Below are 20,074 nucleotides of genomic sequence, written 5' to 3' on the forward strand. Positions count from 1 at the left end.
TGATAACGAGATTCATTCTCAAATGTAAGCTTTGTGTAACCGGGAGGAGGACGTTGCCGTACAGCGGGGGCGAAGGCGACACCGACGATGTCGAACCCGCTGCTCAGTGCAGTACCAACTGCGGTGCCGGATGCGCACAGCGCTTGTCTCGCGAAGTGGCGACCACGTCCATGCGGGATGCGTCCGCCATCGACGTGGAGTAATGGCACGCGCCTTTTTATAACGGTATGCTTCTGGCGCCGCGCGCCCCATCGGTGTTCGAGGAATCCGCCCTGCGCAGCGCCGCTGGCGGACAGCCGGGCCGCTCGTCGAGACCCGGTCGCCTTGTCCGCCCTAGTCGTTGGTCGCCCTGATGCCCTGGTCGCCGTGGCGCCCGCGCTCCCTGCCCGCTCCGCTTTTCCTGACCGAATGCCGCCATGCTCCAGCAGCCCGCCACGCGCCACCGCTACGTCATGCTCCTGCTCGTGTTCGGTGCGACCGCACTGAACTTTGTCGACCGCGCAAATCTGGCCGTGGTGGCGCCAGCGTTGAAGGAGGCATTCGGTCTCGATCCCGTGGCGCTCGGCTTTGCGTTTTCCGCCTATGCGTGGACCTATGCGCTGTGCAACCTGCCCGGCGGCTATCTGGTCGATCGTTTCGGCTCGCGGACCATGTATGCGGTAGCGATCGCGATCTGGTCGGTCCTGACCTTTTCGCAAGGACTGGTCACGCGCTTCGGCACGTTGTTCGGACTGCGCATGGGCGTCGGCATCGCCGAGGCGCCGACGTTTCCGGTCAACAACCGCGTGGTGTCGATCTGGTTCCCGCGCGACGAGCGAGGCCTGGCGACGAGCGTTTACATCGTTGGCCAGTACGTCGGCATGGCCTTCCTCACACCGTTGATGTTCTGGGTCTTCCACCACTTCGGCTGGCGGGCGGTGTTCTACGCAACGGGCGCGGTCGGCTTGCTGTGGAGCCTCGTCTGGTACGGCTTCTATCGCGACCCCGCTGCGTCGCGCGCCAACGCCGCCGAACGCGCGCTGCTGCGAGCGGGCGGCGCGCTCGACGACACGCAAGGCGCGAAACCGGCGTTCTCCTGGCGCGCGCTGCGGCGCCTGCTGTCGGATCGACAGATCATCGCGGTATGCATCGGCAAGTTCGCCGTGCTGTCGACCTTGTACTTCTTTTTGACCTGGTTCCCGACCTATCTGATCACCGAACGACACATGACGGTGTTGAAAACCGGCACCTTCGCGGCGCTGCCGTTCATCGCCGCGTCGATCGGCGTGCTGTTCGGCGGCATGCTGTCGGATCGCCTGTTGCGGGCCGGAATGTCGGTGAGCGCGGCGCGCAAGACGCCTATCGTCGGCGGTCTGCTGCTGGTGCCGAGCATGACGCTGGCGATCTTCGCCCACTCCGACGCCGCGGTCATCGCGATCATGTCGTTCGCGTTTTTCGCGCAGGGCGTGTCGTCGTGTTCCTGGTCGTTGATGGCCGACATCGCGCCGAAGGGGTTGATCGGCCTTGCGGGCGGCGCGGTGAATTTCGCCGGCAATCTGTCCGGCATCGTGACGCCGATCGCAATTGGCTACATCGTGCGCGGCACCGGCTCCTTCGCCTTGGCGCTGGTGCTCGTCAGTGTGTTCGCGCTGATCGGCGCCGCCTGTTATACCTTCCTGCTCGGCGAGGTGAAACGCATCGAACTGGTCGATTGAACGGGCGCGGATGCGACTACGTGCGCGGTCGAAACACATGCGAGTGAGCGCAACGTCGCCGAGCCGCTGAAAAAGGAAACGCCTGGCCAGTGGCGTCGCAACGACGCACTGGCCAGGCGTTTCCGTTCAGTCTTGCACCGCTGCCGCCGCGCTGGCGGCTGGCATCACGCCCGCTTCACGCGGCCGTGACTCGGTCCACGCGATCTCCAGTCGATACCGACTCGATACCGACTCGATACCGACTCGATACCGACTCGGGCCCGGCGGCGACTCAGTCGCGCAGCGCCACCGCATCCGGGTCGCGCAGCACGCTGGTTTGCGGACGGCCGCGCGACGGCAACACCGCTGACAGTCCAAAGCTGATCACCATGTTGACGATCAACGCCAGCAGACCGATGTACACCGGATAGGTATGTCCGCCGAGCGACAGCGCATACAACGGCTTGAGGCCTTGCGCCAGTGCCAAGCCGGTGCCCAACACCATGCCGACCGCCCAGCCCAGGAACAGCGCGGGCAGCTTGAGGCGCGCGGTGAACAACGTGAACACCACCGCCGGGAAGATCTGCAGGATCCACACGCCGCCGAGCAGTTGCAGGTCGATCGCGAACTTCGCGGGCAGGAAGATGATGAAGATCAGCGCGCCGAACTTCACGATCAGCGAGAACAGCTTGGCCGTCGCGGATTCCTGATGCGAGGTCATCGCGGGGTTCACCAACGGACGCCACAGATTGCGCGTGAACAGATTCGACGCGCCGATCGACATGATCGCCGCCGGCACCAACGCACTGATCGCAATCGCCGCGGCCGCGAAGCCGATGAACCACGACGGGAACAGCTTGTTGAACAGCTGCGGCACCACGTCGGAACTCGAAGTGACCGTCACGCCCGCCGAGATCGCCATGTAGCCAAGCAGCGCGATCAGGCCCAGCAGCAGCGTGTACGCCGGCAGGAACACCGCGTTGTTCTTGATCGTGCGTTCGGAGCCCGAACTCAGGATCGCGGTCATCGTGTGCGGATACATGAACGCCGCCAGCGCCGAGCCCAGGGCCACCGTCGCGTAGGCGGTGAACTGCGTCGACTTCAGCGTGATGCCGGTGGCGCCGCCCTTTGCCGCGAAGAACGCGTCGGCGTTGCTGAACACCGCGCCATAGCCGCCGAGTTTCGACGGGATCAGCCACACCGCCACGATCACCACGATGTAGATCATGATGTCCTTGACGAAGGCGATCATCGCCGGCGCGCGCAGGCCGCTGGCGTAGGTGTACACCGCGAGGATCAGGAAGGCCACGATCAGCGGTACTTCGCCCGAGATGCCGAGCCCCTTGATCACCACTTCCATGCCGACGAGCTGCAGCGCGATATACGGCATGGTCGCGAGAATGCCGGTCACGGCGATCGCCGCGGCGAACCAGCGTCCGCCGTACTCACCCTGGATGAAGTCCGCCGCCGTGATGTGGTTCGCGCGATGGCAGGCGCGCCACAGCTTCGGCATGACCGCGAACACGAACGGATAGACGATGATCGTATAGGGCAGCGCGAAGAAACCGTAGGCGCCCACCGAATACACGAGGGCCGGCACCGCGATCACCGTGTACGCGGTGTAGAAGTCGCCGCCCACCAGGAACCACGTGATGACCGAGCCGAACTGCCGGCCGCCCAGTCCCCATTCATGAAGCTCGCGCAGGTCGCCGCGCTTCCAACGCGAGGCGCCAAAGCCGATCACCGTCACCAGTACGAAGAACGCGAGGAAGACGATGACTGCGGTGGAGTTGAAGTTGGCCGTGATCATTTGGTCACCCGGTAGACGATGTAGATGATCAGCGAGGTCAACGGCACCCAGAGGAACTGATACCAGTAGAAGAAGGGAAAGCCCCACAGCGCGGGACGCACATCGTTGTAGAACGGCACCCAGAGCAAGGCAATGAAGGGCAGGAGCAATAGAAGTCTGATCCAGGCCGGTCGGCCGGACGTTTCTTCGGTACGGGTCATGGCAGTCTCGTTGTAGCGTTTCTTATCGTGTCAGGCCCATGCCCGGCGGTCTCCAGCTGCGCCGGGCAAGACGCGCGCAATACCCCGAAACGCCGGCCGCCTCGTGAGCCGCCGACGCTTGCAAGTGAGCGTTATTTTACTGAGCGCAGGCGGCTTGTGCGCTCCGTGCCGGCCCGCCCGTCAAACGTTGCGCGAAGGTGACACAAACTTACGAAACGTAATGCTCGCCAACGCCTTGCCGCCGCCGCTCGCCGGCCGGCCCGACCCGGCCGGCCGGCGCGTTCAGGCCGAGGTTTCGGCTTCCTGCCCCGCGCCACGCCGTGTCGCGAAGTAACGATTCGGCGGTCTGCCGAGCGCACGGCGGAACATCGCGGTGAATGCGCTCGGACTGGCGTAGCCCAGTTGTCGCGCGCCGTCCCGGATCGGCGAGGATGGCGGAGCACATCGCCACCAGCCGACGATCGCGCGGCCACGGGATGTCGATCGGCACGGTGTCGGCCGCCTCGATTTCGGACAGCACCAGCGCGGCGAGATGGCTGCCGCGCCCAGGTTCCGGGTACACGATCGGCAATGCGGTCAGCGCCAGCATCAGTTCGCGCAGCAGACGGCTGACCTCCAGCAGTTGGCAATCGCCGCCCAGCTCGGGGGCCGCGTCGGATTCGATATAGGCGCTGCGCATCGTCACCGGCGTCAGCATCGTCACCGCGTGCCGCACGCCGGCCGGAATCCACAATGCGCGTTGCGGCGGCACCAGCCACAGCGCGGTGTCGGTGCTGACGCGCATCAGGCCGTCGACGGCGTACAGCAATTGCGGTCGCGGATGCACATGTTCGCGGGTGTCGGCGCCTTGCGGATAGTTCTTCGCGATCGCGATCACCGGCCGCGGCATGTGCAGCAAGGTGTTCGAGTCGAATTCAGCGGGCAAGGGTTCTGCGGCCGGCGGTGCGTCGGCCAGGCCGGGCGGCAAGCTGCCCGGCGCGACGCGCAGGGCGCCTGTCACGAACGAAGGAAAGACGACGGGTGGCGACGAGCTTGTCATTTTCTCGACGAAGATTGGCGGAGTGTCGTTGCACGACCAGCTTACACTAGCAGTCCCGTGCGCTTCCCCAAAGCGCGGACGCATTGCCAGTCGCCTCGGCAGCACGCGCGGCAATGCCATGACGAGACCTACGATGCCCATTCAGCAGACCGCGCCAGAGCGCGCCCTCGCCGGCCACAACGGTGCACCCGACACCGCCGCCGCCCCGCTCCCCCCCGCCACCGCGGCACCCGGACAACTGCCGCACCAGACCGGCACCGTCTTGAGCATGATCGGCGCGGTCAGCGTCTCGCATCTGCTGAACGACCTGATCCAGTCGACACTGCCCGCGATCTACCCGATGCTGAAGAGCCAGTTCGCACTGAGCTTCGGACAGGTCGGCATGATCACGGCGATGTTCCAATTGACCGCGTCGCTGCTGCAGCCGTGGGTCGGCCTGTACACCGACCGTCATCCGAAGCCGTATCTGCTGCCGATCGGCACGATCGCGACGCTGGTCGGTCTGTTGGCGCTTTCGATCGCGCCGTCGTTCCCGATGCTGCTGGCGGCAGCGGCGCTGATCGGCATCGGCTCGTCGACATTCCACCCGGAAGCATCGCGAGTTGCGCGGCTCGCCTCGGGCGGCCGCTATGGCCTGGCCCAGTCGTTGTTCCAGGTGGGCGGGAACGCAGGTTCGGCGCTCGGACCCGCCCTCGCGGCCGCGATCATCATGCCGCGCGGCCAAGGCAGCATCGCGTGGTTCGCGGTGTTCGCGGTGATCGCGATCGCAATCCTGACGCGGGTGAGCCGCTGGTATCAAAACCATCTGCAGGCGCTGCAGGCGAAGAAGGCGCGCAGTGCCGGACATGGCCTGACGCGCCGGCAGGTTGCCGCCGCGTTGATCGTGCTGGGCGTGCTGGTCTTCTCGAAATACTTCTACATGGCCAGCCTGACCAGCTACTACACGTTCTATCTCATTTCCCGCTTCGGCCTGAGCGTGCAAAGCGCGCAATTGCACCTGTTCCTGTTCCTCGCCGCGGTCGCCGTCGGGACGCTCGTCGGCGGTCCGATCGGGGACCGCATCGGCCGCAAATACGTGATCTGGGTGTCGATTCTGGGCGTCGCGCCGTTCACGCTGGCCCTGCCCTACGCGAACCTCTTCTGGACCGGCGTGCTGAGCGTCGTGATCGGTCTGGTGCTGGCGTCGGCCTTCTCCGCCATCGTGGTGTTCGCGCAGGAACTGGTGCCGGGCCGCGTGGGCATGGTCGCCGGGGTCTTCTTCGGCCTGATGTTCGGCATCAGCGGCATCGGCGCCGCGCTGCTCGGCCATCTCGCCGACACCACCAGCATCGCCTTCGTCTACAAGGTGTGCAGCTTCCTGCCGCTGATCGGCGTCCTGACCGTGCTGCTGCCGAACATGGAGAAGCTGTCCAAAGGGCGGTGACGGACTGTCCCTGGCGCGCCTGACGCCACTGGCGCGCCGGCTGGTGTCGGTGGCGCCGTGGCCGCCAACAAGGGAACGATGCGAGTGGGGATTCGACGCGCGTGACACGGCGCGCGTGCTACACTGCCCTCGTTCATGGGGAGTAGCCTGCCTTCTTCGAAGGCGCTCGCGTCAACACACTCGGCCGTCACTGGCCGTGGCGCGCGCAGCAAACCTGCCTGGCGAGACCATAGACATGCCGACGCAAGCTGCCCGGGCCGGGCACGCGGCATGTCATGGTCCACCTGCCCGGCCGTGGAATGTTGCGATGAATCTGCTCTCAACCTTCATGCTCGCCTTCGCGATGTCGACCGACGCCTTCGCGGCCTCGATCGGCAAGGGTGCCGCGCTGCACCGGCCATGTCTGCGCGAGGCGTTGCGCACCGGCTTGATCTTCGGCGTCATCGAGGCGCTCACCCCGCTGCTGGGTTGGGCGATCGGCCTTGCCGCCGCGCGCTACGTCGCGCGGTGGGACCACTGGATCGCCTTCAGCCTGCTCGGCGTACTCGGGCTTCGCATGATCTATTCGGGGCTGGCGCGCGCGCGTGCGGACGACGATCCGGCAGCCCGGCCCGGTCGTCATTCGTTCTGGGTACTCGCGCTCACCGCGTTCGCCACGAGCATCGATGCATTGACCGTGGGTGTCGGACTGGCGTTCGTCGACGTCGACATCCTGCGCACGGCGGTAGCGATCGGCACGGCGACGATGATCATGGCGACCACCGGCATCATGCTGGGCCGCATGCTGGGCTCTCGGATCGGCCGCGGCGCCGAGATCGGTGGCGGCGTCATGCTGATCGGCATCGGCGCGACGATCCTCGCGCAACACCTTCATCCGTTCTGACGGCGGCCGACCGCCTCGGCACCACCAGGCCGCCGGTCCGCCCTGCGCGGCTAGCGCGCCGTTCCGGGACTCACCGCGGGCACCGCGCTCGGCACGACGGTCGGTACGGCTGCCGGGACCGCGGCCGACAGCGGCGAGGCGGTCGAGATCACGCCGGCGAATGGCCGGTCGAACGCCACGATCAGGAACAGCAGTGTCCCGAACGAGAACGAGAACAGCGCCAGCGCGTTGACCATCTCGCGACGGCTCTTGCGATTGAGTTCGACGATCACGTAACAGGTCGAGAACATCATCAACAGCAACGCCAGCAGCTTGACCGGATGTACGTGCTCGCGCGCGAGCAGCAACCGCGTATGCCGCGCGCTCGCTGCGTCCTCCAGCCGCTTGCCCATCTCGTTCAATTCATAGCCGTCGGGCGGCGCGCCGGCATTGCCGCGATTCGCGCGAAACCAGGTTTCCTGCAGATCGCGCAGCGCGGCCTCGGACCGCGCGCTGCCCAGGCCAACCCGCATCGCCGGCCAGTCGTCGCGCACCACGCTGCCCGCATATACGCCGAGCGCATCGCCGATCGCGGTCCGATAAACGGCGTTTTCCATCGAGCCGATCAGCGAACGCACTTCCGTCAGCGCCAAGGCCTCGCGGTCGACCGCCGCCTTCGCGTGATCCCGCTGCGACCAGACATCCCCCGACACCGAAGCGAGGATGAAACCCAAGGGAACCAGCAGCCCCGCGAGCATGCCGCCGGCCATCTCGACATTGGCGGTGACAGGCCACACGGAACGGGCGACGCGTGCGACGCCCAATGCCAATGCCGCGACCAGCGCGACTGTCGCGATCGACAGCACGAACAACAACGGCAATGGCAGTTCCAGCAGGCGCTCGTAGACACTCATGTCGGCCCTCGCTCCGATCGACGGGAAGCGCGCCCGGACGAGCGCAGGCGCATGGTAAGGCGCCGCGCGATCGCTGTCGATTCTTGATGGCCGGAGCGGTGCGGCGGCCGCGCGTGGCAACAGGGACGTGGCATTGCGGCCGCACGATACGGCGGTCCGATGCGTGCTCGGCACCAAGCTTGCTTCAAGCAGGTGATCGTGACCGCGATTCGTCACGCATGCCGGGCATGCCGGGCATGCCGGGCATGCCGGCGCTTCGCTCGCAACCCTGATCGCAACCAGCAAGGAGAGGACTCGATGGGCATCTTGAATTTCATCAAAGACGCAGGCGAGAAGTTGTTCGGCGGTAACCACGCGCAAGCCGCGCCGGCTCCCAGCGCCGCGGCACCGGCGGCCGCGCCGGACGTTGCCGCGTTGAACAAGGTCGCCGGCGACGCGATTGCCAACTACGTGCGCACCCAGGGGCTGAACGCCGACAACCTGGACATCAAGTACGACGGCGCGAGCCATACGGCAACTGTCAGCGGTCAGGCGCCCGACCAGGCGACGCGCGAGAAGATCATCATCGCCGCCGGCAACGTACAGCACGTCGAGAAGGTCAACGACCAACTGACCGTCGCGGGCGCGCCAGCGGCGCCGGCCGGTGGCCAGGAAACGCGCTATCACACGGTGGTGGCTGGCGACACGCTCTGGAAGATCGCCGAGAAGTACTACGGCAGCGGCGCGAAGAACAACGTGATCTTCGAGGCCAACCGTCCGATGTTGAGCAGCCCGGACAAGATCTATCCGGGTCAGGTACTGCGCATTCCGGCAGCCTGAGCCCCGGCTCGCGAGCCCGCTTCGTGAGGCGCCCGCAATCAGCCCGGCGCGCCTCGATCGGCGGCTGCTCCGGATGTTCCGGCAGACGCCGGAACCCGGTTCCCTCAACGGTCGTGCCCGGCCTGCCACAGGCCGAGCCGGCCGTTTTGGCTATCGAACGCCACCCTGAAGTGTCGGAAGAATGCCAGACCGGAGTTGGACCGGCGCTCGTGCTTGGCCTTCACCGGCGCCATCGGACCATTGACGAAGCGCCACGCAAGCCGATCGCCGATGCGCATCGCCACCTGTCGCCCGTGGTGCAGATGTCCGCCACGGCCAAGCCAGCCACGGTCCACCGCGGGCATTTCGAAATGCATCGAATCGGCACCTGTGTCGAAAATGACCGGATAGCAGCCTGCGTCGTAGTCGTCGACGCGATAGCAGGCGTTGACCGACGCGCTGTCCCAGGCGGGTGGCGCGGTCGGCCCACGACTGGGCAGTGCCCGCATCGGCCAGAACACGTAGTCGCGCAGATGCTCGGGCGTCAGGCCGACGCGCAGATGGGGACGGTCGCCGAGCAGATCGACGATGAAACCCTGTCCCAGATTGCCGGGCAACTGCGCAAGGGGATTGAAGACAGTATCGCGCGCATGGAAGGCGACGCCCATGATGCCCACGCGGTCGCCGGACAGGCCCGGACAACGCCCGGCTCCCTGCTTGCAGCTGACCTCGGTGATCACTTCGATATCGATCGGTTCGGCCGTCGCGACCGGATGATCCGCCTCGGGAAACGCGATGCGCGCGCGGCCGACGTAGCCGCGCAAGATCGTGCCGTCGCCATATTCATCGTAGGTTTGTCGGTCCGTGCGTTCGACGGCCGGCCCAATTTGCGACGCGAGGATGCGCAGTCCGGTCGAGCCGGTATCGAGCAGCACGCGGGCGGGCGGGCCGTTACCGACGGACACCATCAGCAGATTGGCGGCGGGCTTGCGCGGCTGCCCATACATCGGAATCTCGGCGGTCCGCACCTGTGCGTCCACCCTGTCCGCCACGCCAAGCGGCCCTGCCTTCGCGGCGCCGCAGACCGTCATGCCAGCCAGCACCGCACCGGCGATGCTAGCGATACCTCCGACTGGGCGCCACCGGTCTGGCGCGCGCCAGCCGAGCCGCGCATGATCGCTGCAGCCGCCGTGGCCGAAGCAGCCGCTGCGCGGCGCACCCCATTGCAAGGAAAATGTCATAGTTGTCGTTATCCGCAGCGCATTGCGCGCCTGCCTCGAAATCCAGTCAGGTACCGATCGATGCAACCCGCGCGTAGCGGCTCAAGGCGACCAGCCGCATCCGCCACACGCCCACTACACGCACTACACGCACTACACGCACTGTACGCACCATCCGGAAGGCAATCATGAATGACCGCAGCCTGAACCAAAAATCCTTCCACATCCTGCTGGCTCTCGTCACGATTGCCTTCATCTGGACGCTGTACCCGTTTTTCGGGGCAGTTTTCTGGGGCGCGATTCTCGCAATCATTTTCCAGCCGATGCAGCGTTGGCTGACGCGCCGCTTCAAGGGCCGCCAGAATCTGGCGGCGCTGACCACGCTGCTGATCATCCTCCTCATCGTGATTCTGCCGCTGGCGCTGGTCGGCGTCACCCTCGTGCAGGAAGCCTCGCTGGTCTATCAACGCATCAAGGGCGGGCAGATCGATTTCGCCGGCTACTATCAGAGCGCATTGCACATGCTGCCGAGCGCGCTGCAGCGCATGCTGGCGAGCTTCGGGCTGACCGACATCGGCGCGCTGCAGGAACGGCTGACGGCCGGCGCGGCGCGCATCAGCCAGTACCTGGCCGCGCAGGCGCTCAGCATTGGTCAGAACACCTTCCAGTTCGTCGTCAGCTTTGGCGTGATGCTGTATCTGGTGTTCTTCCTGCTGCGCGACGGGCGTGAGATCGGCGGGCGCATCCGCCGCGCCATTCCGCTCGACGAGGAACACAAGACGCACCTGTTGCGCAAGTTCACCACCGTCGTGCGCGCCACCGTCAAGGGCAACATTGTCGTGGCCGCGGCGCAGGGCCTGCTTGGCGGCATCATCTTTGCGATCCTTGGCATCCAGGGATCCGTGCTGTGGGGCGTGTTGATGGCCTTCCTGTCGCTGCTGCCGGCAATCGGCGCCGCGCTGATCTGGGCACCCGCCGCGGTGTTCTTCCTGATGACCGGCGCGGTCTGGAAGGGCGTCGTGTTGATCTTGTTCTGCGTCTTCGTGATCGGACTGGTCGACAACGTGCTGCGTCCGATCCTGGTTGGCAAGGACACGAAATTGCCCGACTGGGTCGTGCTGATCGCGACACTCGGCGGCATGGCGCTGTTCGGCATCGACGGCTTCGTAATCGGGCCGCTGATCGCCGCCTTGTTCATTTCGAGCTGGGCCCTGTTCTCGCATCAGGGAGAACGCACCGAGGACGCGGGCGGCGAGCCGAAATAACGTCCAGCCGGACGCTGCGGCCCGTCCTCGCGGGCGGCGGCGCGCCTCGCGAGACCGGGGCGGGTGTTGCGTTTTCACCATGCCCTCATCGCTGGCTCAGTATTAATAAGAATCGCTTTCATTTAGAATCGCGTCCGCACCGGTGCTCGATGACCCGGCTGCATAACCTGAAAGACGATTCGAGAGCCAGTTCCGCCCGACGCAGCCGCCATCCGGCCGCCCGTCGTGCGCTTGCGCCATCAACGACCATGCCTTTTCGAGATGGAGATGCGGGCGGCCTCTCGGCTCTCGCCGCTGCTCCCTTTTCCATCTCGATGATGACGACCAGACGTTCACGCCCGCTGCGGCGCTCCACCCTTTCGCTCGCGGTACGGCACGCGCTGTTCCTGTCTGCCGTGCCGCTGGCGGCGGGCTTCGCGGCCCCCGCCTTCGCGCAGAGCAGCGACGCCGGCAACCCGGCAGTGGACGCCAGCGCCCTGCCGACCGTCACCGCCACGGCGCCGGCTGCGCCGAGCGATACCCCGCCGCCCTATCCGGGTGGCCAGGTCGCCAGCGGCGCGCGCCTCGGCATTTTCGGCAATCAGCGCCTGATCGACGTACCGTTCAGCGTGACCAGCTACACCGCGCAGGCGATCGAGGACCAACAGGCCCGCACCCTGGCCGATGTGCTCGACGACGATCCCGCGGTGCGAAGCGCGTTTGGCTACGGCAACTTCAGCCAGACCTTCGTGATCCGCGGCTTCCCGCTCAACGGCGACGACATCGGCCTGAACGGCCTGTTCGGGCTCGCGCCGCGCCAGCTCGTCAATGTCGACGCGGTGGAGCGCGTGCAGGTCTTCAAGGGCGCCAGCGCGTTCGTCAACGGCGTCACGCCGAGCGGCTCGGGGATCGGCGGCAGCATCGATCTGGAACTGAAGCGCGCCACCGACAAGCCGATCACCCGCATCACGGTCGAGGGCACGGCCTCGGGCGAAATCGGCGCCCACGCCGACGTGGGCCGCCGCTTCGGCAGCGAAGGCCAATTCGGGATTCGCGTCAACACCTCTGCGATGGGCGGCGAAACGGCGATCGACGGCGAACACCGCCGCAGCCGTGACACCTCGGTCGCATTGGACTACCGCGGCGACAAGCTGCGCGTGTCCGCCGACTTCATCTACCAGCGTCAGCGCATCACGGATGGACGCTCGGTGGTCTACGTGACCGGCGCCGCGCTGCCAACCGTGCCGTCGGCCACGTACAACTATGCGCAGAACTGGGTCTACAGCGAATTGGAAGACACGGTCGGCATGCTGCGCGCCGAGTACGACTTCGCGCCGAACTGGACCGTATACGCGGCGGGCGGCGCGCATCACACCAACGAACATGGCGACTACTCGTCGCCGAGCTACAACAGCACGACCGGACTGACCACCGCAAGCCGTCTTGGCGTGCCGTACAAGTCTGACTCGCTGGCGGGTGAACTGGGCGTGCGCGGCCGTTTCGCGACCGGCCCGGTCACGCACATGGTCAACGCGGCGGGCTCGATCACGCGCGTCGAAAGCGGTGCGGCCTATGATCTGTCGTACCCGAGCTTCGCGACCAGCCTTTACAACACGCCGCAGGTCGCGCGTCCGGCCGCCGCTTACGTCGGCGGCGACTTCGCCGACCCGAACACGACCAGCCGCGTGCTGATCCGCAGTCTGGCCGTCTCCGACACGCTGGGCTTCCTGAACGACCGCATCCTGTTCACCGCCGGCCTGCGGCGCCAGGAAATCAACGTCAACGGTTATAGCTACACCGGCACGCAGAACGCCGCCTACAACGACGGCATCACCACGCCGATCTTCGGCGTGGTGTTCAAGCCGCTCGACAACGTCGCGATCTATGCGAACCGCAGCGAAGGCCTGGCCCAGGGTGGTACCGCGCCGACCGGCTCGATCAATGTCGGGCAGGCCCTGCCGCCCTACCGGTCGAAGCAGGTCGAGGCCGGCGTGAAGTACGACGCGAAGACCTACGGCGCAACGCTGGCGTTCTTCCAGATCAAGCAGCCGTCGGCATACACCGATCCGACGACCCTGGTCTACGGCACCAACGGCACGCAGCGCCATCGCGGCGTCGAACTGTCGGTCTTTGGCGAACCGGTGCGGGGCGTGCGCCTGCTCGGCGGCGCCAGCTACATCGACGCGAAGCAACAGGAAACCGCCAACGGCGCCACCGACGGCAATAGTCCGATCGGCGTGCCGAACTGGCTGTTCAATCTGCGCGCCGAGTGGGACGTGCCGCAGTTGAGCGGCCTGACCCTGAGCGCGCGCATGATCCACACCGGCAGGCAGTACCTGAACGCGACGAACACCATCGAACTGTCGTCGTGGAACCGTTTCGACCTCGGCGCGCGCTATCGCACGCGCATCGCCAATCACGAGACGACGTTCCGCGCGACCGTGTTCAACGTCGCGAACAAGGCGTACTGGGCATCGAGTCTCGGCGGCTACCTGTCGCAAGGCGCACCGCGTACGCTGATGCTGTCGCTCACGACGGACTTCTGAGTCCGACCGACACCTCGCGGCGGCGCTGGCCGCCGCGAGGTCGTCATCTGGCCCGGCCATGCGCCGGGCTTTTTCTTTTCCTGGATCGGGTGCGCCACGCGCGGCGTGGTGCATTGTCCTGCACGGCGCCGCCGCGGCCGTAGCGCTGGCGTGGTGCCGCGCAGTCGACCACGTCGCGCCGCGCCACCCCCGCTGTCACCAGCACTGTCGTTAGCGCTGTCGTTAGCGCTGTCGTTAGCGCTGTCGTTAGCGCTGTCGTTAGCGCGGTGGGAACGTTCCCGCCGCAGGACGCGAAGGCGTTGACCGCGCCGCCCGAACCGGCCGACGTTATCCGCACCTTCAGGAGACGCTCCGCCCGCCTTCATTAACACAAGAATAATTCTCATTCAGGATGCTGGTTTGCCGTTCCTGACGTGAATCCGACGGCGCAGCCTACGGGCAGACGGGATCGCGCGGCTTGCCGCACGCCTTGCTTACGCCGAGCGCGTGGCACGCGCCGGCTGCCGCGTCGCGCATCGCGGGTCGCCGGCGCTGAACGCAGGCCCGCTGCGCGGCCCGCGACATCGCGACGTAAGCGAGCCAAGGGCACGCAGGGCGGCTTTCCTTCGTTTCCGCTCGATGGCCAATATTTCGCCACGCCCACTGCGGCGCGCCCTCCTGATCGCCCTTCGTCTCGCCACCGGCCCGATGACGGCTGGGCTCGCCGCATCGGCCCTCGCGCAGGTGCGCGTCCCGGACGGGCCACCGGTCGATCTGGATGCGCTGCCTGCTGTCTCGGCCTCGGCCCCCGCGCTGCCCGGCGAGCCGCCGGCCCCCTACGCGGGCGGGCAAATCGCGCGCGATGCCCGTCTCGGCATCCTGGGCAGCCAACGTCTGGTCGACGTGCCCTTCAGCGTCACCAGCTATACCGCCCGTGCCATCGAAAACCAGCAGGCCCGCACGCTCGCGGACGTGCTCGACAACGATCCAGCGGTGCGCAGCACCATCGGCTTCGGCGACTTCAGCCAGGTCTTCAATATCCGCGGCTTCCGACTCAAGGGCGACGATGTCGGCCTCAACGGGCTGTTCGGCCTTGCGCCTCAACAATTGGTCAACGTCGATGCGGTCGAGCGCGTGCAGGTGTTCAAGGGCACGAGTGCCTTCCTCAACGGTGTCACGCCGACCGGCTCCGGTATCGGCGGCACCGTCGATCTGCAAATGAAGCGTGCTGCGGAGCGGCCAGTCGCGCGTCTTACCGTCAACGGAACCGCCTCCGGCGAAGTGGGAGCACATGTGGATCTCGGGCAGCGTTTCGGCGCTGCAGGCCAGTTCGGCATCCGCGTCAACACCTCCGCAATGGGTGGTGAAACAGCGATCCGTGGCGAACACCGGCGCAGCCGGGACGCTTCGGTGTCGCTCGACTATCGCGGCGACAGCGTGCGCCTGTACGCCGATTTTCTGTATCAACGCCAACGCATCACCGGCGGCCGTCCTGGCGTGTTCGTCACTGGCGCGGCGCTGCCGCCGCTGCCGGCGGCCACATACAACTATTCGCAAACCTGGGTCTTCAGCGAATTCGAAAACAGCGTTGCCATGCTGCGCGGCGAATACGATGTGGCACCGGACTGGACCGTGTACGCCGCTGGCGGCATCCATCACGGCAACGAGCACGGCTACCATTCGACACCGAACTACGATGGCAGCACCGGACAGACCACCGCAAACCGCCTCGGCCTGCGGTATAAATCCGATGCCGCCGCTGGCGAGATCGGGATGCGCGGACGCTTTGCGACAGGCGCGATCACGCACAGCGTCAACGCAGCCGCTTCGATCACGCATGTCGAAACCCTGGGCGCCTTCAATCGGTCGCGCTATCCCACCCGCCTGTACGACCCGCCACAGATCGCCCCGCCGGCCGCCGCCGCCGCGCCGCGGACCACCGGCAGAACGCTGCTTCGCAGCGTCGCAATGTCCGACACGTTTGGTTTCCTGAACGACCGGATCCTGCTGACGGTCGGCCTTCGTCGCCAGCAAATCAACGTCAACGGCTACGCGTATGACGGTGGCCAGACCGCCGCATATGACGACGGTGTCACCACGCCGCTTCTCGGCGTCGTGTTCAAGCCGCTCGACCGTCTTGCGGTTTATGCGAATCGCAGCGAAGGGCTGACCCAAGGCGGCACAGCACCGGTTGACGCGATCAACGCCGGTCAAGTCATGCCGCCCTACCGTGCGAAACAGATCGAGGCTGGCGTGAAATACGACGCGAAAACCTACGGTGCGACGCTGGCCTTGTTCCAGATCACGCAACCATCCGCGTACACCGATCCGGTCAGCCTGATCTACGGTAGCCATGGCACCGAACGGCACCGCGGCGTCGAGATCGCGCTGTTCGGCGAACCGCTGCGCGACCTGCGCCTGCTTGGCGGCGCAAGCTATCTCGCCGCCAGGCAACTCGACACCGGCAACCCTGCCACGGATGGCAAACGTCCGATCGGCGTGCCTGACTGGCTGTTCAACCTGGGCGCGGAATGGGACGTGCCGCGCTCCGGCGGTCTGACGTTGACCGTTCGAACGATCTATACCGGCAGGCAGTATGTGGACCCCGCCAATGCGCTCAGCTTGTCGCCGTGGCAACGCCTTGACCTCGGCGCACGGTATCGAACCCGGATCGCGAACCGCGCGACAACGCTACGCGCGACGCTCTTCAATGCTACCAATCGCCCGTACTGGGCCTCCAGCCTGGGCGGCATCCTGTCCCTGGGCGCACCGCGCACCTTGATGCTATCGCTCACCACCGATTTTTGACGACACGTTGCCGGCCGCATGTGGCATCGATCAGGTCGCACGCGAAGGCATGGGCAAAAGCCGCGCGCGTGCCGACCGAAGCCGCAATGCCGTCTCTTTATGCAGCCCAAGCGGCCCGAGCAGCCGACGGTGTTGCCGGCAGTGCGCGACGTCGCGGGGACCTCGGCCCCGGCCGCCGCGGCCTTCGCAGAATCGGTTAGCGCACGGATGCTTGCGTCCGTGCGCCCGGTCGCGAGCCGCGCGGCCAGCGCAGGCGGTGGAGGCGGTGGAGGCGGTGGAGGCGGTGGAGGCGGTGGAGGCGGTGGAGATGGCACGCGCCACCTTCGGCGAGGTAGCGAAAAGGCATCGGCACGCCGGCCAGGTTTGACGGTCTCTGGACACCCGCCACGCGAGCAGGCACACAAGTCCGCGATCGCGTCCCGTCACGGCGCTTGTTCCTCCTTGCCGGACGCATCCTCGCAGAACAGCAGTGGCGTCTCGTCGGCATCGTAACGCTGGCTGCAGTCGCGCACGAGCTTGTATGCACTGCCGTCGTAGGCATGGTAAGCGACCGCATGCTCGCAGCAACTCGTATGCTGCTGGGTACGCAGCACCGGCAGGCCATTGCGCACCACCCCGGTGACCTCCAGCGGACGCAGATAGCCGGCATAGCCGGAGAAGATCGGGTCCCAGCCGCCGCGTCGATTGCGTACCAGAAGCCAGATCGGTCCATTGTGACCGCTGGTTGCAGCGACAGCCAGGATCGCGTGCCGACGGCCGAGCATCATCGGATGGAAGCTGATCGAAGCCTGACCGTCGCCGTCGGACAAGTCGTCGCCACGCGCCGCCGCATCGGCAATCAAACGCTTGCTCAGGCTGGCGCCTAACGAAGCCGTGAGCGGCCGCTCCTCGATGCCGGGCCGTTGCGACGGCGCGCATTGGCGCGTGCCGTCCGCAATCTCGCGCGCAAACGCGTGCATCGCGTCGGCCAGGCATGCGTTGCCGTTACAGTCGGCGATCGCGCGGTCGTACGCCGGACGCATCGCAAGGAACACGTCGGGTAGGCAAGCGCCGGCCTGAGCGCTGCGCCAGGCCTTTTCCGTCGCGCGAGAAAGACGGCGCAACATCGGATCGCCGCAGATCTTCCGGGCCGCGGGCCGTTGGACTGGCTTCTCCTCGGGTTCGGCAGTGGGATCGGGATCGATACAACGATCGAGCGCCTGATCGACCTGATCGATGCCGCCGAGATTCGCAAATTCGGGGAATGCCGTGGCGAAGCGGGTGATCGTCTTGCCGTTCCGGCCCAGCAGAACGACATCGCCGCTCGCGTCGCGGACGACCGCGGCACCATCGCGAAATGGCGCGACCAACTCCGTGAACTGCGGCTCGACAATGATCTGGCCCGTGGCATCGGCAAAGCCGATCTTCGGCTGCGCCCCGGCGGTGGTCAGTGCGATGAATCCGTCGCCGGCATCGGCCAGCGTCTGGTAGGCCGCCGGAATCACGACCTTGCCGCTCATGTCCGCCATGCCGTTGAACAGACGCTTGTCCGCCCCGTCGCGTTCGCGGCGCCAGAACAGGAAGCCGGTCGGCCGTGCCGCGCCTCGCCAGCGCGAGGGCTCGCCGTCGCTGACCAGCGGGAGTGGCTGTCCGTCAGCCGTGAAGAAATTATAACGGTCGTCCGCGTCGCGCATCGCGACCAGATTGGCCGACAGCTCGCGTGCCGCCTTGTACCGCGCGGGGACCCGCCACCTGCCATCCAGCCCGAGCAGCCCGGTGGCGCCTTCGGCCGTGACGCCGAGCAACGCGTCGCGCAGATCCCTGGGGCCGGCGCAACAGCCTGCCGAGTAGTCCTTGATCCGGATCGTATCCAGCGGCAGGACCACGGTGCCAGCGCGGTCCACCAGCCCGAAACGCTTCGGCCGCTGCGCGTCGTCGCCGAACACCAGATAACCATCGCTGACGGCGCGCAACCACGGATACGTCGGGCGGATCAGCACGGTTCCCGAGGCGTCGACGATGCCCTTGCGCCCTTCCTCGTCGCGGATGAACGCATAGCCGAGCGTCTCGACGTATTCGGCGTCGACCGCGCAAACGCCCGAGTGCATCCGCAATGCGCTGCCGTCGGGCCGCACGAAGACCGGGCAATTCGGCTGATCGGCGCGGAAAGCGGTGATTAGCGGCGTGAGCGCCGAAGGATAGAGGCTGATGTAGCGGCCCGCCTTGACCACCTCGCGCCCCGCCCGATCGATCAGGGCAGGGCCTGCCTGCGTTCGCACCTTGGCGACATCGCGGATGAATGGTTCGGCAGCGGTGTAGCGTGGCGGAATCACGAAGCGCAGCGTGGCGTCGACGTAGCCGTAAGTGCGGCCGTCGAGACTGGCCACGGCCAGGCGATCGCGGTCCCGTCCGTCGAACGTCGCGAAGCGCGCGATCTGTTTGCCCTGGCCATCGATGAAGATCGTCGGGCAAGCACTGTCGCCGTTGCAGCGCGACCGGTAATAAACGTGGCCCGCCCACGCGTCGACAGTGAAGCTGCCCTCGAAGCGCAGCAGTGCTTTGCCGCGCTCGTCGAAGACCGTGTAGGCGGCCGGGCCGTCGGCGCCGGCATCCGCGCCCTGCTGCCGGTCCTCGGCGACCAGAACACCATTTGCGGGCGACCATAGTGCGTCGTGCGTGGGCTTTACGATGCGCTGGCCCGCCCGGTCGATCGCGCCGTACTTGCCGTGCCGGCGATAGATCGCTACCGATCCCTTGAAGTCGTCCAACTGCTCGAAGACGCGCTCGGTCACCCGCGCGCCGGTGCCGTCGACAAGCCCGCAGTAGGCACCGCACAGTACGAAACGGGCCGCCGCGCCGGGCGCCGTGGCGTCGCTTCGCGACCACGCTGGCGGCGGCACGAACGCGGTTGCCGCCGCGATCAGCAGCAGACCGATGCGGCGTCTCGCTCGACGCGCGCGACGTCGTCCTGCGTCGGCGTCGGTTGAAATTTGCATGGTTGATTCGTGAATCGTGGAGGGGCGGCTCGAAGTACGTTGCGTCGTATGGCAATGCTGAACTGCTGTAGTGCTGTAGTGCTGTAGTGCTGCCGAGGTGAGCTGCATGGTGGTGCCCATCGTGGTACCACATCGCGGCGCCGCGGTGTGCGCTGTTCGGGGTGGTCCGGTCCGCGCACGCCTGCATCGCCACGTCACCCGTACGCGAATCTGCGAATCTGCGAATCTGCCGACCTGCGACCGCGCCAGCACGCACCACGCCGCCGCGCGACCACGCGCCATCACGGCGCCGACCACGAAGGAAGTCCCGATCGCACCGCTCGAATCGTCAGGCGCGGCCAATGCGGGGGCGTGGCAGGCAGATTGTAATGGTCTGCCTTGTGGTGGTCCAAGCAACGGATCGGCCGTCCATCGGTACGGCAGTGACCGCCGTGCGGCAGATTGGCGCCATCCGCGCCGCCGCTGCGACGGTAAGATCGCTGGCACTGGCGAGCCGAGTAGCGCGCAAGCGCCGATGGTCGATCAGCGCTTTGACGGTACGCGCCGCGGCCGCGCTTCCCTGCCGCCGCAATCCAGCCGATAA

13 protein-coding genes and 1 riboswitch are annotated in these 20,074 nt (G+C 66.5%); of the genes, 7 read left to right on the forward strand and 6 right to left on the reverse strand.

The window, feature by feature from the left end:
• Positions 1 to 416 precede the first annotated feature (416 nt).
• Complete coding sequence (locus BLU54_RS07265) at positions 417 to 1,694, forward strand: MFS transporter (RefSeq protein ID WP_235837829.1); 1,278 nt, start codon at positions 417 to 419, stop codon at positions 1,692 to 1,694.
• 271 nt (positions 1,695 to 1,965) lie between these two features.
• On the opposite strand, the gene mctP is transcribed toward BLU54_RS07265, so the two are convergent.
• The 3 genes from mctP to BLU54_RS07280 form a co-directional block, all read right to left on the reverse strand.
• On the reverse strand, positions 1,966 to 3,483 hold the full coding sequence (mctP, locus tag BLU54_RS07270; RefSeq protein ID WP_091906496.1) for a monocarboxylate uptake permease MctP: 1,518 nt from the start codon (positions 3,481 to 3,483) through the stop codon (positions 1,966 to 1,968).
• Positions 3,480 to 3,683, reverse strand: coding sequence for a DUF3311 domain-containing protein (locus BLU54_RS07275; RefSeq protein ID WP_091906498.1), 204 nt, complete (start codon positions 3,681 to 3,683; stop codon positions 3,480 to 3,482). Before BLU54_RS07275 ends, mctP begins: the two co-directional genes overlap by 4 nt.
• Positions 3,684 to 3,891: 208 nt before the next feature.
• Positions 3,892 to 4,722 (reverse strand): AraC family ligand binding domain-containing protein, encoded by an 831-nt coding sequence (locus BLU54_RS07280; protein ID WP_328586107.1) that lies wholly within the window; start codon positions 4,720 to 4,722, stop codon positions 3,892 to 3,894.
• Positions 4,723 to 4,855: 133 nt separating this feature from the next.
• Here BLU54_RS07280 and BLU54_RS07285 point away from each other — a divergent pair, with 133 nt between their 5' ends.
• Positions 4,856 to 6,145, forward strand: a complete 1,290-nt coding sequence (locus BLU54_RS07285) for an MFS transporter (protein ID WP_091906500.1) — start codon at positions 4,856 to 4,858, stop codon at positions 6,143 to 6,145.
• A 125-nt stretch (positions 6,146 to 6,270) separates the two neighbouring features.
• Positions 6,271 to 6,454: riboswitch (yybP-ykoY riboswitch) on the forward strand.
• Complete coding sequence (gene mntP / locus BLU54_RS07290) at positions 6,453 to 7,028, forward strand: manganese efflux pump MntP (RefSeq protein ID WP_091906502.1); 576 nt, start codon at positions 6,453 to 6,455, stop codon at positions 7,026 to 7,028. (Overlaps the previous riboswitch by 2 nt.)
• A gap of 50 nt (positions 7,029 to 7,078) precedes the next feature.
• On the opposite strand, the gene BLU54_RS07295 is transcribed toward mntP, so the two are convergent.
• Positions 7,079 to 7,921, reverse strand: a complete 843-nt coding sequence (locus BLU54_RS07295) for a bestrophin-like domain (protein WP_139169529.1) — start codon at positions 7,919 to 7,921, stop codon at positions 7,079 to 7,081.
• A gap of 297 nt (positions 7,922 to 8,218) precedes the next feature.
• Here BLU54_RS07295 and lysM point away from each other — a divergent pair, with 297 nt between their 5' ends.
• Positions 8,219 to 8,740, forward strand: a complete 522-nt coding sequence (gene lysM, locus BLU54_RS07300; protein ID WP_091906504.1) for a peptidoglycan-binding protein LysM — start codon at positions 8,219 to 8,221, stop codon at positions 8,738 to 8,740.
• A 104-nt stretch (positions 8,741 to 8,844) separates the two neighbouring features.
• Here the strand turns inward: lysM and BLU54_RS07305 are convergent, their stop codons facing one another.
• On the reverse strand, positions 8,845 to 9,960 hold the full coding sequence (locus BLU54_RS07305) for a hypothetical protein (RefSeq protein ID WP_091906506.1): 1,116 nt from the start codon (positions 9,958 to 9,960) through the stop codon (positions 8,845 to 8,847).
• Positions 9,961 to 10,127: 167 nt separating this feature from the next.
• Here BLU54_RS07305 and BLU54_RS07310 point away from each other — a divergent pair, with 167 nt between their 5' ends.
• The 3 genes from BLU54_RS07310 (at position 10,128) to BLU54_RS07320 (ending at position 16,516) form a co-directional block, all read left to right on the forward strand.
• A complete protein-coding gene (locus BLU54_RS07310; RefSeq protein ID WP_091906508.1) occupies positions 10,128 to 11,204 on the forward strand; it encodes an AI-2E family transporter in 1,077 nt (358 codons plus the stop codon).
• Positions 11,205 to 11,518: 314 nt separating this feature from the next.
• Positions 11,519 to 13,729, forward strand: coding sequence for a TonB-dependent receptor (locus BLU54_RS07315; protein WP_091906510.1), 2,211 nt, complete (start codon positions 11,519 to 11,521; stop codon positions 13,727 to 13,729).
• A gap of 618 nt (positions 13,730 to 14,347) precedes the next feature.
• Positions 14,348 to 16,516, forward strand: a complete 2,169-nt coding sequence (locus BLU54_RS07320; protein WP_091906512.1) for a TonB-dependent receptor — start codon at positions 14,348 to 14,350, stop codon at positions 16,514 to 16,516.
• A gap of 422 nt (positions 16,517 to 16,938) precedes the next feature.
• Here the strand turns inward: BLU54_RS07320 and BLU54_RS07325 are convergent, their stop codons facing one another.
• The gene (locus BLU54_RS07325) at positions 16,939 to 19,491 is read right to left on the reverse strand and encodes a WG repeat-containing protein (RefSeq protein ID WP_170845060.1); all 2,553 of its coding nucleotides are present in this window, start codon (positions 19,489 to 19,491) and stop codon (positions 16,939 to 16,941) included.
• Positions 19,492 to 20,074 lie beyond the last annotated feature (583 nt).

This window comes from Chitinasiproducens palmae (assembly GCF_900095735.1).
Classification (GTDB): domain Bacteria; phylum Pseudomonadota; class Gammaproteobacteria; order Burkholderiales; family Burkholderiaceae; genus Chitinasiproducens; species Chitinasiproducens palmae.

Bases quoted from the DNA above. Each gene is read 5' to 3' on its own strand.
- BLU54_RS07265 (WP_235837829.1), top strand. From the start codon at position 417: ATGCTCCAGCAGCCCGCCACGCGCCACCGCTACGTCATGCTCCTGCTC.
- mctP (WP_091906496.1), bottom strand. From the start codon at position 3,483: ATGATCACGGCCAACTTCAACTCCACCGCAGTCATCGTCTTCCTCGCG.
- BLU54_RS07275 (WP_091906498.1), bottom strand. From the start codon at position 3,683: ATGACCCGTACCGAAGAAACGTCCGGCCGACCGGCCTGGATCAGACTT.
- BLU54_RS07280 (WP_328586107.1), bottom strand. From the start codon at position 4,722: ATGACAAGCTCGTCGCCACCCGTCGTCTTTCCTTCGTTCGTGACAGGC.
- BLU54_RS07285 (WP_091906500.1), top strand. From the start codon at position 4,856: ATGCCCATTCAGCAGACCGCGCCAGAGCGCGCCCTCGCCGGCCACAAC.
- mntP (WP_091906502.1), top strand. From the start codon at position 6,453: ATGAATCTGCTCTCAACCTTCATGCTCGCCTTCGCGATGTCGACCGAC.
- BLU54_RS07295 (WP_139169529.1), bottom strand. From the start codon at position 7,921: ATGAGTGTCTACGAGCGCCTGCTGGAACTGCCATTGCCGTTGTTGTTC.
- lysM (WP_091906504.1), top strand. From the start codon at position 8,219: ATGGGCATCTTGAATTTCATCAAAGACGCAGGCGAGAAGTTGTTCGGC.
- BLU54_RS07305 (WP_091906506.1), bottom strand. From the start codon at position 9,960: ATGACATTTTCCTTGCAATGGGGTGCGCCGCGCAGCGGCTGCTTCGGC.
- BLU54_RS07310 (WP_091906508.1), top strand. From the start codon at position 10,128: ATGAATGACCGCAGCCTGAACCAAAAATCCTTCCACATCCTGCTGGCT.
- BLU54_RS07315 (WP_091906510.1), top strand. From the start codon at position 11,519: ATGATGACGACCAGACGTTCACGCCCGCTGCGGCGCTCCACCCTTTCG.
- BLU54_RS07320 (WP_091906512.1), top strand. From the start codon at position 14,348: ATGGCCAATATTTCGCCACGCCCACTGCGGCGCGCCCTCCTGATCGCC.
- BLU54_RS07325 (WP_170845060.1), bottom strand. From the start codon at position 19,491: ATGCAAATTTCAACCGACGCCGACGCAGGACGACGTCGCGCGCGTCGA.